Annotated in this window: 13 protein-coding genes and 1 pseudogene; all 14 read left to right on the top strand. The window is 55.1% G+C overall.

The window, feature by feature from the left end; genetic code table 11:
* Positions 1-146: 146 nt before the first annotated feature.
* The 14 genes and pseudogenes from IKE44_RS02810 to spoVE all read left to right on the top strand — a co-directional run bounded on the left by IKE44_RS02810 (position 147) and on the right by spoVE (position 15926).
* Positions 147-900 (top strand): annotated as a pseudogene (locus IKE44_RS02810) (enoyl-CoA hydratase/isomerase family protein).
* Positions 901-970: 70 nt separating this feature from the next.
* A complete protein-coding gene (locus IKE44_RS02815; protein ID WP_049624349.1) occupies positions 971-1546 on the top strand; it encodes an RsfA family transcriptional regulator in 576 nt (191 codons plus the stop codon).
* A 98-nt stretch (positions 1547-1644) separates the two neighbouring features.
* Positions 1645-2535 (top strand): 2-dehydropantoate 2-reductase, encoded by an 891-nt coding sequence (locus IKE44_RS02820; RefSeq protein ID WP_287464950.1) that lies wholly within the window; start codon positions 1645-1647, stop codon positions 2533-2535.
* Complete coding sequence (locus IKE44_RS02825; RefSeq protein WP_033010250.1) at positions 2528-2914, top strand: DUF3397 domain-containing protein; 387 nt, start codon at positions 2528-2530, stop codon at positions 2912-2914. Before IKE44_RS02820 ends, IKE44_RS02825 begins: the two co-directional genes overlap by 8 nt.
* Before the next feature lie 73 nt (positions 2915-2987).
* Positions 2988-4616, top strand: a complete 1629-nt coding sequence (bshC, locus tag IKE44_RS02830; RefSeq protein WP_049624351.1) for a bacillithiol biosynthesis cysteine-adding enzyme BshC — start codon at positions 2988-2990, stop codon at positions 4614-4616.
* Positions 4617-4877: 261 nt separating this feature from the next.
* Positions 4878-5819 carry a 16S rRNA (cytosine(1402)-N(4))-methyltransferase RsmH gene (rsmH, locus tag IKE44_RS02835; protein ID WP_033016164.1) on the top strand — a complete coding sequence of 314 codons (942 nt, stop codon included), beginning with the start codon at positions 4878-4880 and terminating at the stop codon, positions 5817-5819.
* Between the two features lie 35 nt (positions 5820-5854).
* On the top strand, positions 5855-6211 hold the full coding sequence (ftsL, locus tag IKE44_RS02840; protein WP_049624352.1) for a cell division protein FtsL: 357 nt from the start codon (positions 5855-5857) through the stop codon (positions 6209-6211).
* Between the two features lie 6 nt (positions 6212-6217).
* Positions 6218-8413, top strand: coding sequence for a penicillin-binding protein (locus IKE44_RS02845; protein ID WP_287464952.1), 2196 nt, complete (start codon positions 6218-6220; stop codon positions 8411-8413).
* Between the two features lie 72 nt (positions 8414-8485).
* Complete coding sequence (locus IKE44_RS02850) at positions 8486-10420, top strand: stage V sporulation protein D (RefSeq protein WP_033016155.1); 1935 nt, start codon at positions 8486-8488, stop codon at positions 10418-10420.
* Positions 10421-10530: 110 nt separating this feature from the next.
* The gene (locus IKE44_RS02855; protein WP_033011329.1) at positions 10531-12000 is read left to right on the top strand and encodes a UDP-N-acetylmuramoyl-L-alanyl-D-glutamate--2,6-diaminopimelate ligase; all 1470 of its coding nucleotides are present in this window, start codon (positions 10531-10533) and stop codon (positions 11998-12000) included.
* Positions 11997-12458, top strand: coding sequence for a hypothetical protein (locus tag IKE44_RS02860; RefSeq protein WP_049626390.1), 462 nt, complete (start codon positions 11997-11999; stop codon positions 12456-12458). The genes IKE44_RS02855 and IKE44_RS02860 overlap by 4 nt, the downstream gene beginning before the upstream one ends.
* On the top strand, positions 12443-13417 hold the full coding sequence (mraY, locus tag IKE44_RS02865) for a phospho-N-acetylmuramoyl-pentapeptide-transferase (RefSeq protein WP_033016152.1): 975 nt from the start codon (positions 12443-12445) through the stop codon (positions 13415-13417). The genes IKE44_RS02860 and mraY overlap by 16 nt, the downstream gene beginning before the upstream one ends.
* Positions 13418-14773, top strand: coding sequence for a UDP-N-acetylmuramoyl-L-alanine--D-glutamate ligase (gene murD / locus IKE44_RS02870; RefSeq protein ID WP_033016151.1), 1356 nt, complete (start codon positions 13418-13420; stop codon positions 14771-14773).
* A gap of 52 nt (positions 14774-14825) precedes the next feature.
* Entirely contained in the window at positions 14826-15926 is a 1101-nt protein-coding gene (spoVE, locus tag IKE44_RS02875; protein WP_287464955.1) for a stage V sporulation protein E, read from the top strand.
* Positions 15927-16010: the final 84 nt, after the last annotated feature.

Raw genomic sequence — 16010 nt, forward strand, 5'->3', positions numbered from 1 at the left:
CGTGGCCGCGAAGCGCACCCTAGGTCTGTAAGATATCCACAAAACTGAAAAAGGATGTAAGGGATTTTGTCGAAAAATATTTTTTGGACACCCCTGAGGGGCCGAAAAGCCTTGATAAATCAACATTTCTAGAGGGAGGAGTGCTGATGGAAGCGATGATGGAGCAGCGTGACGGCGTCGCCTTGTTTACGATTTGCCGTCCCGAAAAACGGAATGCAGTCAATTTTGTAGTGATGGAGGCGCTTGAGGGAGCGCTGAGCGAGGCGGAAACGGATGAGCGGGTCAAAATATTTGCCATCACGGGCGCTGGTGATGAGGCTTTTTGCTCGGGCGGCGATTTACACGAGTTCGGGCCTTTGCGCGGCGCTGAGGCGAAACAGATGCTGACGCGCATGGGGGAGGTGCTCTACCGGCTGCTGACGTTTCCGAAACCGACGGCCGCGCTCGTCAATGGCGCCGCGATGGGAGGGGCTGCGAGCTGGCGACGGCCTGCGATTTCCGTTTTGTCAAAGAAGGAAGCCGAATCGGGTTCATTCAAGGGCGGCTCGGCATCACAACCGGCTGGGGCGGCGCCTCGATGCTGTTCGGCAAACTGCCGTACGCGCGGGCCCTCGATCTATTGCTGCGCGCTGAACCGATGACAGCGGAAGATATGGAAGCGTGCGGGTGGGCTGATGCGGTCTTGGCGGCTGACCACTGGCGCGAGCAATGGCAGGCGCGGCTCACCCTTTATGCCGCGCGGTCGCTCGCTGTTTTAGAAGCCTATAAGGCGGCAGCGGGCGAAAAATGGCGAACAGTTTGGTTTCGTGAGCAATTTTTCGCTGAAATCGACCGTTGCGCCGCACTATGGGGTCGGTTGAACATGAACAGGCGTTGCATCCTTTTTTTCGCAAGCAGTAATTTTTTCCTTCTACTGTTTCTATTAGCCGCATACATATAATGACAAAGCGGCGATGAGGAGGGAAGGGAGATGACCGGAGTACGCCAGGATGCTTGGACGAAAGAGGAAGATGAACTGTTGGCCAACGTTGTGCTTCAATATATTCGCGAGGGCGGCACCCAGCTAGAAGCGTTTGCTGAGGTGGGGCGGCGCTTGTCGCGGACAGCGGCAGCGTGCGGGTTCCGCTGGAATTCGTACGTTCGCAAGCAGTATAAAGAGGAAATTGAACAGGCAAAGCAAGAACGGAAAACGCGAAAAAAAGAGGCGGCATCGGTAAAAGAAGGAGGGGGACAAACGGAGATGGAAGCGGCAGCAGAGAGCAAACTGTCATGGACGGAAGTGCTCGCTTTTTTGCAAGCGGAAGGACAAAAAGCGCGCGACGCCCGGCGGACAGCGGATGAAAATCGGGCGTTAAAAAACGATATGGAGCAGCTGCAACAAATGGTGACAAAGTTGCAAATGGAAAAGGAAGCGTTGCAAAAGCAGCTGGTGGCCGTCCAAGAGGAGTATAAAACGTTGCTCGCCATTATGGAGCGGGCGCGGAAAATAGTGGCGGGCGCCGAAAAACAAACGGAGCCGGCGGCTGAGGGCGCCGGGGAAGGATAAAAGCTGGCCTTTGGGCCGGCTTTTTTTTTCTTAACGGATGACGGGGACATTTGCTAAAATAAGGCTAACGCAATTTGGCAGGAAGGCGGGGGAGACATGTGAACATTGGCATTGTCGGCGGCGGGGCGGTCGGCCTGCTTCTTGCCGCTTATCTCGGGCGGCGCCATAAGGTCACGGTGTATACAAGGCGCTTGTCTCAGGCGAGGCAGCTTGCTGAATGCGGTGTCGCCCTGAAAAAAGAAGGAAAAACAACGGAGACTGCCGTTCAAGCAAGGCCGTTTGCCGGGACGGAACTCGTTGAGCCGCTTGTGTTTGTGACGGTTAAACAATATGATGTGGCGGATGTCTGCTCCCAGCGTGATTCGTTCCGCCGCGTCGGCACGATTGTTTTTTTGCAAAACGGGATGAGCCATCTCGAACAGCTGTCTGTTTTTGCTGACAAAAACATCGTCGTCGGCGTTGTGGAGCACGGCGCGTTCAAGCTTGACGATCGGACGGTTGCGCACACAGGCGCCGGCAAACTGACGCTTGCCCCCTTCTATGGGTCGCCTGCTGCGGCCGCCGGGCTGGCTGGAGATCGAGAGTTTCCCATTGAATGGGCGAACGATTGGGAGCGCATTCTTGTCGACAAACTTGTCGTCAATGCGGTCATCAACCCGTTGACGGCGCTGTTGCAAGTGAAAAACGGCGAGCTTCTTGAGGTGGCGCCGTATCGGGACATGATGGCGCAGCTGTTTGATGAAGTGCGGCGGGTGTTGCCGCTTCGTGACGCCGGACGGGCGTGGGAGCGGGTCGTTCATATATGCCGGAACACGGTGGACAACTATTCGTCGATGTATATGGATGTGGCAAACGGGCGTCGGACGGAAATTGACGCCATTTTGGGCTATGTGCTGAAGCAAGGGGAAGCGCGCGGCGTTGCGTTGCCGCTCGTCCGCTTTGTGTATTGCGCGCTGAAAGGGAAGGAAGGGGGGAGCCGCGATGGGTGACTGGCTCGCGCCGGTGTTGGCGACATTCGTCACACTGCCGCTGCTGCTGTTTTGGCTCGTCTATGCGGCCATGCGCCTGTTTGGCGGGCGGAAACGGGCGGCGTTTTACGCGGCGGTCAACGCGGCGACCGCATTTTTCATCGCCGCCGTCTATTTTTTGCTTGCCGTGCTGTTCGGAAAGTCATATTTTGTCCATCTTCTTCTCTTTTTGCTCGGATTGCACGCCGCCATCGCACTCGGCTACTGGCGGAAAAAGGCGGATTTTCACCTGGCGGCGGTGTTTCGTCTATTTTGGCGGGCCAGTTTTCTCATTTTTGCGTCCCTTTACGCCGGCCTGCTCGTCTATGGCATGATGGCGCGCATCGCTGCCGTCCTTTGAGCAATCATTTTTTTCTCTTGGCGCCGAACGTGCTATACTCATGAAAGAATACATAAGAAAGGGAGTTTTCGCCATGGAGGTTCACGAAATTCCGCTGCCGGCGGCGACAAAGCTGGCGGCCGATTACATAACCGGCGCGTTTCCGGCTGAGAAAGGGTTTGACTACGTTTGGGCTGATGATCAGGCGTTTCGCCGCCGGTTGTCTCATTTGCAAAAACGGACATACGACCGGAGCGGGCTTGCCGATTATTTAGACGCCTATCACCGTCGGTTCTCGGCAAGCAGGGCGACGATGCACAATATCGACAAGCTGCGGCAGGAGAACAGCGTCGTTGTTGTCGGCGGACAGCAAGCCGGGCTGTTGACCGGTCCGCTTTATACGATCTATAAAATCATCACTATCATCCAGCTCGCCAAAGAACAGGAACGGAAGCTTGGCGTGCCGGTCGTGCCGCTGTTTTGGATCGCCGGCGAGGATCATGACATCGCGGAAATCGACCATGTGTATGTGGTAGAGGGCGGCGAAGTGAGGAAAGCGCTATATCCGCACAAGCGGAAGGAAAGGCGGATGGCAGCCGACGTCCCGCTTGATCATGAGCTTGCCGGCGCGTGGATCGAACGTGTCGTGAAAACGTACGGGGAGACGGACGCGACGAACGAACTGCTTTCCTTTCTCAAGACATGTTTGGATGAGGCGCGCACGTTTGTCGACTTTTTTGCGGCGATTGTCTTGCGCCTGTTTGCTGCTGACGGATTGGTTGTCTTGAATGCCGGCGATGCGGCGGTGCGCCTTCTTGAGCGCCGTTTTTTCGCCGCGCTCATTGACTGCCATCGCAGCGTGACATCGGCCGTGTTGGCGCAGCAAGAGGCGCTGCGCGCGCTCGGGTATGCGCCGCTCATTGAGATAGCGCCCAACGCGGCCAACTTGTTTTATTACAACGGCCATGAGCGCCTGCTTTTGCACTATGACGAAGAGCGCGGCGCGTTCCGCGACAAGGCCGGGCATATCGTCTTTGCGAAACAGCAGCTGCTTGAGCTTGCCGAGACGAAGCCGCACTGTTTAAGCAACAATGTTGTCACTCGTCCGCTTATGCAAGAGTATTTGCTGCCGACGCTCGCTTTTGTCGCCGGCCCGGGAGAAATCGCCTATTGGGCGGAGTTGAAGGAGGCGTTTTCGCTGTTCGGATTCGAAATGCCGCCGCTGGCGCCGCGCCTGCAGGCGACGATCGTCGGCCGTTCGCTGCAAACCGATCTCGCTGATCTCGGTCTCGAAGCCGCCGACGTATTGGCCGGGCGGCTCGAAGCGGCCAAGGAGCGATGGCGGAAGGAGACGGCTGAAGTTCCGCTTGCCAAGGCGTTTGCGAAAGCGAAAGCCGACATCGAGGCGGCGCATCAGCCGCTGCGCGCGCTTGGCATGGAGATTGACCGCGGATTGGAAGGATTGGTGGCGAAAAATGCCGCCATCATTGAGTCACAAATCGAGTTTCTTCAGCAAACGTTGGAGCGGGCGCTTTTGCGCAAACATGAGATGACATGGCGCAAGTTTTGGCGCGTCGAAACGGCGCTGCGGCCGAACGGAGCGCCTCAGGAACGGGTTTGGAACGTGTTTTACTACGTGAATCGTTACGGATTTGATTTTGTAAAAAAACTTTCGCTGATCGACGCCCCTGGAAACGGAATGCATAAAATTGTATATATATAAAGCTTTTTCAAAGAAAAAGTCGAAAAGAAAAATCCTGTTTCGAGCAGGATTTTTTTTTTGTGGAATGAAATAGTAACAAAACAATCGCTATGGGTTTGGAAATAAAAGTAAAAGGAGGTTGGAACTAATGGCTCCATCTGGGGATGTCCGACAAAAATAAACAAAAAGGGACGTTTTTTTTACAAAAAAAGCTAAAATTTTGTCCGTCTTTGCGATATAATTAAGGAAGCAGCGTTTGGAAGCAGCAAAGGTGGTGGACATGTGTTTGAACATACAACGGTGCTGTTAAAAGAAGCGGTTGACGGACTGAACATCCGCCCGGACGGCGTCTATGTCGATTGTACGTTGGGCGGCGGCGGCCATAGCGACTATTTGCTTTCCCGCCTCTCAAAGCGCGGAAAGCTGTTTGCCTTCGATCAAGACGAAACCGCCATTTCGTATGCGCGTGAACGGCTCGCCCGTTATGGCCAGCAAGTGCAGTTTGTGCACCGCAACTTCCGGTTTTTGCAAGAGGAGCTTTCCGCCCGCGGCGTCGCTGCCGTCGACGGCGTGCTGTTTGATTTGGGCGTTTCATCGCCGCAGCTCGATGAGCCGGAGCGCGGCTTCAGCTACCAGCACGACGCGCCGCTTGACATGAGGATGGACCGCAAGCAACAGCTGACGGCGGCGGAGATCGTCAACCGTTGGCCATATGAGGAGCTTGTGCGCATTTTTTTTCGGTACGGCGAAGAAAAATTTTCAAAGCAAGTAGCGCGCAAAATCGAGGAGGTGCGGCGCGAGAAGCCGATTGAAACGACCGGGGAGCTCGTTGAGGTCATTAAGGAGGCGATTCCAGCGCCGGCGCGCCGCAGCGGCGGACATCCGGCCAAACGCATTTTCCAGGCGCTCCGCATCGCAGTCAACGATGAGCTCGAGGCGTTTCGCGAAGCGCTTGAGCAGGCGATTGACTTGTTGGCGCCGGGAGGACGGGTGAGCGTCATTACGTTTCATTCGCTCGAAGACCGCATTTGCAAGGAGACGTTTAAAAAAGCAAGCGAGAACCCGCCATTGCCTCCAGGGCTTCCAGTTCTCCCCAATGACTACCGTCCTGTGTTGAAAATTATTACAAAAAAACCGGTCGTTCCTTCTGCTGAAGAGGTGGAACGGAACCGCCGCGCCCGTTCAGCCAAACTCCGCATTGCTGAAAAACTACCGCGCGGCTGAGAAAATAGGTGAGGAGAAACAGGAGGGAAACGCTTGTGAACCATTTGGCAGTCAAAGTAGCACGCGAACAAAAGCATCCGGCCGCGCCGCCGAGCCAGAAGCCGCAGCGAAAACGGCGCCTTCGGCTGACGCTGGCTGAGAAGCTGTTGATCGTTTCGTTTTTGCTGTTTGTCTTTTACGCGGCGGTCCATACCGTCTCAACCCAAGTGCAAATTTATGAGCTTAATAAAGATGTCCAAAAGTTGGAATCGGCCATTGATGAACAAAAGAAAGAAAATAATGACTTGTACGTCGAAGTGCAGCGGCTGAGCTCGTACGAGCGTATTTTGCAAAAGGCGAAAGAGCTCGGTTTGTCGCTCAACGAAAACCACATCAAAGTCGTACAGGACTGATGGGCGATGGAGGCAAAAAAGCATCGCAACACCCATCGCGGGGCGTTTATTTTGTTTTGCGTGTTCAGCTTTGCCTTTTTTCTTTTGTTTGCCCGCTTTGTGCAAGTGCAGTGGACGGGAAAAGCAGAAGGCGAAGCGCTGGCGGAGATCGCGCAGCAGCAGCATAAGCAGACGCGCACGATTGAAGCGAAACGCGGGACGATTTTTGACCGCAACGGCGCCATTTTAGCCCAAGACGTGCCGTCGTATACAGTCGCCGCCATTGTGGACCCGGATGATCCGCGCCGTGTCGCCGATCCAGAGGAAACAGCGGAAAAGCTCGCTCCGCTGCTTGGCATGGACGTCGAGCAAATGGAGCGCATTTTGACCAAAAAGGCGAAACAAGTCGAGTTCGGCTCCTATGGCCGCAATATCAGCTTCGAGCTGAAGCGGAAAATTGAAGCGCTCCATTTGCCGGGCATCATCTTTACCCGCGACACTGCCCGGTTTTACCCGAATGGCGTGTTCGCCTCGCACGTCATCGGCTACGCGCAAAAAAATGCGAAAAACGAAACGGTCGGCAAAATGGGAGTAGAAAAATCGCTTGACCGTTATTTGCGCGAAAAAGACGGCTATGTGTCGTTTGCCAGCGATGCGAAGGGGTTCCGTCTGCCGGAGGCGAGAGAGCGCACGATTGCAAAGCCGGACAACGGCGCGAACGTGTATTTAACGATTGACGCGAAAATCCAGACGTTTTTGGAAGACGCCATGAACGGCGTAGAAAAGCAGTACAAGCCGAAAAAGATCATCGCCATCGTGGCTGATCCGAAAACAGGAAAAATTTTAGCGATGGCGACTCGCCCGAGTTTTGACCCGAACAAACGCGATATTGCGAACTTTTTAAATGACGCTATTTCCTACCCGTATGAGCCGGGGTCGACGATGAAGGTGTTTACGCTTGCTGCCGCCATTAATGAAGGAGTGTACAACGGCAATGAAACGTACCGTTCCGGCTCATACAAAGTCGGGCCGAACATCATCCGCGACCATAACGATGTCGGTTGGGGGACGATTACGTTCAATGAAGGGGTGCAGCGCTCTTCGAACGTCGCTTTTTCCATTTTGGTGAAAGAAAAGCTCGGGGAAGACCGGTTTTTGCAGTATTTGCATCGTTTCCATTTCGATCAGAAAACGGGCATTGATTTGCCGAATGAGGCGACAGGGCAAATTCGTTACCGTTATCCGATCGAACGGATTACGACCGGGTTCGGGCAAGGGACGTCAGTGACCCCGATTCAGCAAATCCAGGCGGCGACAGCGATCGCCAACGACGGAAAAATGATGAAGCCGTACGTCATTGAAAAGGTGGTCGATCCAGACAGCGGCAAAGTCGTTCTCGACCACGAGCCGACTGTCGTCGGTGAACCGATTACGGCTGAAACGGCGCGGAAGGTGAGGGAAATTTTGGAAACGGTTGTCACCTCAGAGCACGGCACCGGCCGCCCGTACCAAATTGACGGCTACCGCGTCGCCGGCAAAACGGGGACGGCGCAAATTCCATCCGCTTCCGGCGGCTATTTGACCGGACGGGAAAATTATATTTTCTCGTTTTTAGGCATGGCGCCGGCGGATGATCCGCGCCTTCTCATGTATGTAGCTGTTCAGCAGCCGCGGTTGGATGTGACGGAAACCGGAGCGGCGCCTGTTTCGCAAATTTTTACAACGGTGATGAAAAGCAGCCTGCAATATTTGCATATTGAACCGAGCAAAGAAAAATCGGTGGAAACGAAACTAGCGGCGCAACGCGCGCTCGATTCGCTGGTCGGCGAGGCAGCCGTCACGGCGGCGGAGCAGTTGAAGAAAAACGGCTATGTGCCGGTCGTCATCGGCACCGGCCGGTACGTTGAGCGGCAGCTTCCGCGCGGCGGAGATCGTCTTCTTCCCGGCGAGCGGGTCGTGTTGAAAACGGATGGAGCGGCGACGATGCCGGACTTGCGCGGGTTTTCGCTGCGGGACGCCATGAAAGTGGCTCATATACTCGGCCTGCGGCCAAGCACGAAAGGAACCGGCTATGTCGTCAGCCAAAACATCCGCCCGGGAGCGCGAGTGCGGCAAGGGGATTATTTGATCGTCGAACTGGCTCCGCCGCGCCAGTGGGAAGAAATGGCGGCAAAGAAAGAACAAGAGGCGGCTGAACGGAAAGAGACCGGGCCTCACGAGTGATTTTTTGCCGTTCTATAACGGAGCGTACAAGCATATAGTGGAACGAGCCCATCATGAAGGAGGTTCCGCCATATGCGCGTATCGTACGTGACCGTGCGCAAACGGTTGACGATCGTCTTTTTGATCGGCGTTTTGGTTTTTGCCATTATCGATCTCCGTCTCGGCTATGTCCAATTTTGGCTCGGCGATCTATTAGCGGAACGGGCGAAAGGGCTGTGGGGTCGGAACATCCCATTTGAGCCGAAGCGCGGCGAAATTTTGGACCGCAACGGCGTCCCGCTGGCGACGAATATGAGCGCGCCGACGGTGTATGTCATCCCGCGGCAAGTGAAAAATCCGGCGGAAGCGGCAGAAAAGCTGGCGGCGGTTTTGGGCGCTTCGGTCGAATCCGTTTATAAACAAATGACAAAAAACACCTCGATCGTCCGCTTGAAAGAAGGGCGGAAAATTTCCGACGAGAAAGCGGCGGACGTGCGCGCGCTCGATTTGGACGGGGTGTACATTGCTGAAGACACGAAGCGCTACTATCCGTTTGGCAGCTACTTATCGCATGTGCTTGGCTTTACTGGCATTGACAACCAAGGGCTCACAGGGCTTGAACTGTATTATGACAAAGAACTGAGCGGAGAACGCGGTTCGGTGCAGTTTTACTCCGATGCAAAAGGGCGGCGCATGCCCGATATGGCGGATGACTATACGCCGCCGACCGACGGCTTGAACTTGGTGCTCACGATTGACTCACGCATTCAGACGATCATAGAGCGGGAGCTCGATATTGCTGAGGCGAAATACAATCCAGACGGCATCATCGCCATTGCCATGAACCCGAATACGGGGGAAATTTTGGCGATGGCGAGCCGGCCGACGTTTGACCCGGCCGATTACCGCAACGTCCCTCCGGAAATTTACAACCGCAATTTGCCGATTTGGAGCACGTATGAACCGGGGTCGACATTTAAAATCATTACGTTGGCTGCAGCGCTTGAGGAGCATAAAGTCAACCTCCTTAAAGACCACTTCTCTGATCCGGGCTACGCTAAAGTGGCCGGCGCTACGCTCCGCTGCTGGAAAAAGGGCGGCCATGGGGAGCAAACGTTTTTGGAAGTCGTACAAAACTCGTGCAACCCGGGATTTGTCGATTTGGGGGAGCGGCTCGGAAAGGAAACGCTGTTTCGTTATATTAAGAAGTTTGGCTTCGGTGAGAAAACCGGCATTGACCTGCAAGGGGAAGGGACTGGCATTTTGTTTGACTTAAAGCGGGTCGGGCCGGTCGAATTGGCGACGACTGCGTTCGGCCAAGGGGTGTCGGTGACGCCGATCCAGCAAGTCGCCGCCGTATCGGCCGCGATCAACGGCGGCACTCTATACACCCCGTACATCGCCAAAGAATGGATCGACCCGGAAACAGGGGAAGTCGTACGCCGCAATACACCAAAGGCGAAACGGCGCGTCATTTCCGAGGAAACGTCGAAACAAGTCCGCTATGCGCTTGAGAGCGTTGTCGCCCAAGGCACAGGGAAAAAGGCGTATGTCGAAGGCTACCGCGTCGGCGGGAAAACTGGAACGGCGCAAAAAGCGCAAGGCGGCCGCTATTTGCAAAACAACCATATCGTGTCGTTCATCGGTTTTGCGCCGGCGGACGACCCGCAGCTCGTCGTGTACGTCGCTGTTGACAATCCGAAAGGCACGGTCCAATTCGGCGGCACGGTTGCGGCGCCGATCGTTGGCAAGGTTATAGAAGACAGCCTGCGGGTGATGGGTGTGAAGCCGCGCAAAGACCAACTTGAGAAGGAACGGGGATGGGATGAGCCGAGAGTCATTGAGGTGCCGAATTTGATCGGAATGACAAAAAAAGATTTGCAAGAACAGTTTTTTGACTTAAAATTAGATGTTAGTGGCGAGGGCGATGTCATTGTCGAACAATCGCCGGAGCCCGGGGTGAAAGTAAAAGAAGGCTCGACGATTCGCATTTATTTGGCGAAACGCGAAGCGGCAGAGGAGCGGTAAACGATCTTGCAAGGGACGGCCGATGCGATGACTCATCGGGTTGGTTGCGCCCCTTTTTCCGCTGTCCGCTCATAGGGCGAGCTATTTATAAGCGAAAGGGATGACTAAGGATGAAATTGCAAACGTTGCTGTCGCGCTTGCCCGGTTTTTGGGTGCATCGCGGGGGCAATCCGGATATTGTCGCGCTCGAAATGGATTCGCGCCATGTCACGCCCGGTTCGCTGTTTTTTTGCCTTAAAGGATTTACGGTGGACGGGCATGACTTTGCGGAACAAGCGGTGGCGCGCGGAGCAGCGGCGGTCGTGGCTGAGCGCCCGCTCGCGGTGGACGCGCCGCTTGTCCTTGTGCCGGACAGCCGGCGGGCGATGGCGATTTTGGCTGATGCGTTTTACGGGCACCCGACCCATCGACTTCATTTAATTGGCGTGACGGGCACAAACGGAAAAACGACGACGACTCATATCATTGACCAGATCGCGAGAAAGGCCGGCAAAAAAACGGGGCTGATCGGCACGGTCGGGATCAAAATCGGCGCCCGTTCTTACCCGGCGGCGAATACGACGCCGGAGTCGCTCGTCTTGCAACGCACGTTTAAACAGATGATCGACGAGGGCGTGGAGTTTGCGGCCATGGAAGTGTCGTCGCATGCCCTTCACCAAGGACGGGTGCATGGCTGCGATTACGATGTGGCCGTGTTTACGAACTTGACGCAAGATCATCTTGACTATCACGGAACGATGGACGAGTATCGGAACGCCAAAGGGCTGTTGTTTGCCCAGCTCGGCAACCGCTACGACGAGCGGCGGCCGAAATTTGCCGTTTTGAATCATGATGATCCTGTTTCGCAATATTATAAACATATGACAGCAGCACCAATCATCACTTACGGTATTCGCACGAAGAGCGATGTGATGGCGGAAGAGATTGCCATGACCCCGTCCGGCATGGCCTTTCGGCTGTGCACGCCGCACGGATCGGCAGTGGTGGAAACGAAGCTCGTCGGCTTGTTCAACGTCTATAACATGCTTGCGGCGGCCGCTGCCTGCCTTGCCTCCGGGTTTTCGCTTGAAACGATTGCGGCGGCTTTAAGGGATGTCGAGCCGGTGTCCGGGCGGTTTGAAACGGTCGATGAAGGGCAAAATTTTACTATCATTGTAGATTATGCCCATACGCCGGACAGTTTGGAAAACGCGCTGAAAACGGTGCGCCAATTTGCGAAGCGGAACGTCTATGTCGTCATTGGCTGCGGCGGCGACCGCGACCGGACGAAGCGGCCGCTTATGGCGCAGGTGGCGGTGCGCCACGCGGATGTCGCCGTGTTCACCTCCGACAATCCGCGCTCGGAAGACCCGCAGCAAATTTTGCGGGATATGGAAGCGGGGGTAAGTGATCAAGATGGAAGGTACGTGACGATTCCTGACCGGGAAGAGGCGATCCGCTACGCCATCCGGCAGGCGCAAGAAGGAGATGTTGTGTTGATTGCCGGTAAGGGGCATGAAACGTACCAAATCATCGGCGGCAATGTGATTGAGTTTGACGATCGCGCTGTCGCCCGAGCGGCGGTGAGGGAGAGAACATGACGATGGTTACGTACGGAATGGTGCAGAAAATTGCGAACGAAGCGAGCGGCATTGTGGACGAAACGATTCGTTTTCACGCGGTGTTTGTCAATCCGGCCGAACAGGTGAAAAAAGGGCTGTTCGTGCCGCTTGAAGATGCGGCGGAAACGCTGAAAACGGCCATCGAGCACGGGGCGATCGCTTCGTTTTGGCCGATCGGAGAGCCATTGCCGCGCTACATTCCTAATCAGTTTCCGCTCTTTTTCGTCCCGTCGCCGCTTGCGGCGGCCGCCGCGCTGCTTGAGCGGTATTTGCGGGAAGGCGGCCGGGGAACGGAATTTTCGTTTTCGTTCCCGGAAGAAGGCGGGGAGTATGTCCCTGCTGATGAAGCAATCCCCCTCCGGCTCGCCGAGTTGCAGAAACGGTGGCTGGACGCGCGGCAGGCAAAAGGATGTGACGATTCATGCCAGAACAAATAATTGTCATTGCGATGGCTGTTTCCTTTTTGGTCACCGTCATTTTGTCGCCGCTGTTCATCCCGTTTTTGCGGCGGTTAAAATTTGGGCAAAGCATTCGCGAGGAAGGGCCGAAGTCGCATCAAAAAAAATCGGGAACCCCGACAATGGGCGGCATTATGATTTTGCTTTCGATCGTGGCGACAACGTTATGGATGACATCGAGATTGTCCGTCCTGTCGGTGGAAACATATTTATTGCTGCTTGTTACGGTTGGCTACGGGGTGCTCGGCTTTTTGGACGATATGATCAAAGTGGTGATGAAGCGGAACCTGGGGTTGACGAGCCGGCAAAAATTTATCGGCCAGCTCATCATTGCCGTTGTTTTCTTTTTTGTCTACCGGCAAAGCGGCTTTTCGACGGAAGTACATATCCCCGGGACCGGCTGGTCGTTTGACCTTGGCTGGGCTTATGGGGTGCTGCTTTTGCTCATGCTTGTCGGCGGCTCCAACGCTGTCAACTTGACCGACGGGCTCGATGGGCTTTTGGCCGGCACGGCGGCGATCGCCTTTGGCGCGTATGCCGTGTTGGCTTGGAATCAAGGTCAGTACGATGTGGCGGTGTTTTGCGTCGCCGTTGTCGGCGCTGTGCTCGGCTTTTTAGTGTTTAATGCCCATCCGGCAAAAGTATTTATGGGGGATACCGGATCGCTCGCGCTTGGCGGGGCGATCGCTGCGGTCGCTGTCTTAACGAAACTCGAGCTGCTGCTGATCATTATTGGTGGCGTCTTTGTCATTGAAACGCTGTCTGTCATCATTCAAGTCGCCTCGTTCAAAACGACCGGCAGGCGCGTTTTCCGCATGAGCCCGCTCCATCATCATTATGAGCTCGTCGGTTGGTCGGAATGGCGCGTTGTCGTGACGTTTTGGGCCGTCGGCCTGTTGTTTGCCATGCTAGGAATTTATATCGAGGTGTGGATGTAATTGAAACCGACTCTTTTCTATCAACATCGTCGTGTGCTTGTGATTGGATTGGCGAAAAGCGGGGCGGCAGCGGCCCGCCTGCTCGTTGAATTAGGGGCGGAAGTCGTCGCCAACGATCAAAAACCGTTGGCGGAAAACGCGGAGGCGAAGCAGCTTGAAGAGCTCGGCGTCCGCGTTGTTTGCGGCGGCCATCCGCTCGAACTGCTCGATGAGCCGTTTGACCTCGTCGTGAAAAATCCGGGCATCCCGTATACGAATCCGTTAGTGAAAAAAGCGCTTGAAAAAGGGCTTCCGGTCGTGACCGAGGTGGAGCTGGCTTATCACATTTCCGAAGCGTCGTTTATCGGCATTACCGGATCGAACGGGAAAACGACGACAACGACATTGATTTATGAAATGTTAAAGGCGGATGGCCAAGACCCGTTGCTTGCCGGCAATATCGGCTTAGTCGCCTGCGAGGTGGCCAAGGAAGCGAAGCCGGGCCAATGGCTCGTCACCGAACTGTCTTCGTTCCAGCTTGCCGGCATTGATCAATTCCGTCCTACGATCGCCGTCTTGCTTAACATTTTTGATGCCCATTTGGACTACCATGGCACAAGAGAAGCATACGCGGCGGCGAAGGCGAATATTTTCCGCAACCAAACAGAACAAGATTATGCGGTCGTCAACGCGGATGACCAGACCGTGATGGACATCGCCGCCTCGATTCGATCGCAAAAGGTGCTGTTTTCGGCGACGAAGCCGCTCGGTGAAGGGGCGTACGTCGACAATGGCGCCGTTTGCTGGAACGGAGAGCCGATCATCAAGACAGCAGACATTGTCCTCCCCGGCCAGCACAACGTGGAAAACATTTTGGCCGCGGTGGCGGCTGCCAAGCTGGCCGGCGCCAGCAACGAGGCGATCGTTCAAGTGTTGACGACGTTTGCCGGCGTAAAACATCGGCTTCAATATGTAGCCGAAGTCGACGGCCGGCGGTTTTACAACGACTCGAAGGCGACGAATATTTTGGCAACGCAAAAGGCGCTTTCGGCGTTTGCCGGTGAACCGGTGATTTTGCTGGCCGGCGGGCTTGACCGCGGCAATGAGTTTGACAAGCTTCTTCCGTACTTGCGGCAGGTGAAAGCGGCGGTATTGTTCGGGCAAACGGCGGAGAAAATCGGGCGCATCGCCCGGGAGGCGGGAATAGAAACGATCGAATATGTCGATAATGTGGAAAAAGCTGTCCCGGTTGCCTTCCGGCTTTCCGAGCCGGGCGATGTTATTTTGCTCTCTCCGGCCTGCGCCAGCTGGGATCAATACAAAACTTTCGAGGAGAGAGGGGACATTTTTATCGACGCCGTGCATAAGTTGAAATAGAGGGAAAGGGACAGCCCTTTCCTTCTAGTTTACAAAATAGAGGTGTTGGGCATTGCCGCGGAAAAGGTCTGCGCCGGATTTTTTGTTGATTCTTTTAACGTTTTCGCTCTTGGCCATCGGGCTTATTATGGTGTACAGCGCGAGCGCCATTTGGGCGGAATACAAGTTTCACGATTCGTTTTTCTTTGTCAAGCGCCAGCTGTTCTTTGCCATCGTCGGCATTATCGCCATGTTTTTTGTGATGAACATCGATTATTGGACGTGGCGCGACTGGTCGAAAGTGTTGCTCATCGTTTGTTTCGGGCTGCTTGTACTCGTGTTGATCCCAGGCGTCGGCATGGTGGGCAATGGATCGCGCAGCTGGATCGGCGTCGGGGCGTTTTCCATCCAGCCGTCCGAATTTATGAAGCTGGCGATGATCGCGTTTTTGGCCAAATATTTATCCGAAAACCAAAAGAAGATTACATCGTTTAAACAAGGATTGCTGCCGGCGCTGGCGCTCGTGTTTGCGGCGTTCGGCATGATTATGCTGCAGCCGGACTTAGGGACGGGCACCGTGATGGTCGGCACATGTGTGGCGATGATTTTTGTCGCCGGCGCCCGCCTCAGCCATTTTGTGGGTCTTGGGGTGTTGGGGCTTGCCGGGTTTGCCGCCCTCGTTTTATCGGCGCCGTATCGAATCAAGCGGATTACATCGTTTTTGAATCCGTGGGAAGACCCGTTGGGGAGCGGATTTCAAATCATCCAGTCGCTGTACGCCATCGGTCCGGGCGGGCTGTTTGGCCTGGGGCTCGGGCAAAGCCGGCAAAAGTTTTTTTATTTGCCGGAGCCGCAAACTGATTTTATTTTCGCCATTTTGGCCGAGGAGCTCGGTTTTATTGGCGGATCGCTCGTCCTTCTTTTATTCAGCCTTCTTCTTTGGCGCGGCGTGCGCATCGCCCTTGGCGCCCCCGATTTGTACGGCAGCTTTTTGGCGCTTGGCATCATTTCGATGATTGCCATCCAAGTGATGATCAACATCGGCGTTGTCACCGGGCTGATGCCCGTCACCGGCATTACTCTCCCGTTTTTGAGCTACGGCGGATCGTCGTTGACATTGATGCTGATGGCGATCGGCGTGCTGCTCAATATTAGCAGACACGCCCGCTATTAGGCAGGCGGCGGCGTCCGCTGTTTTTGTTTGTTCGGGCGGCTTGCCGTCAAACAGTGCCGGCAAATGTTATAAAAAACGGTCTCT

Origin of the sequence: Geobacillus sp. (assembly GCF_017515625.1) — a bacterium.
Taxonomy (GTDB): domain Bacteria; phylum Bacillota; class Bacilli; order Bacillales; family Anoxybacillaceae; genus Geobacillus; species Geobacillus stearothermophilus.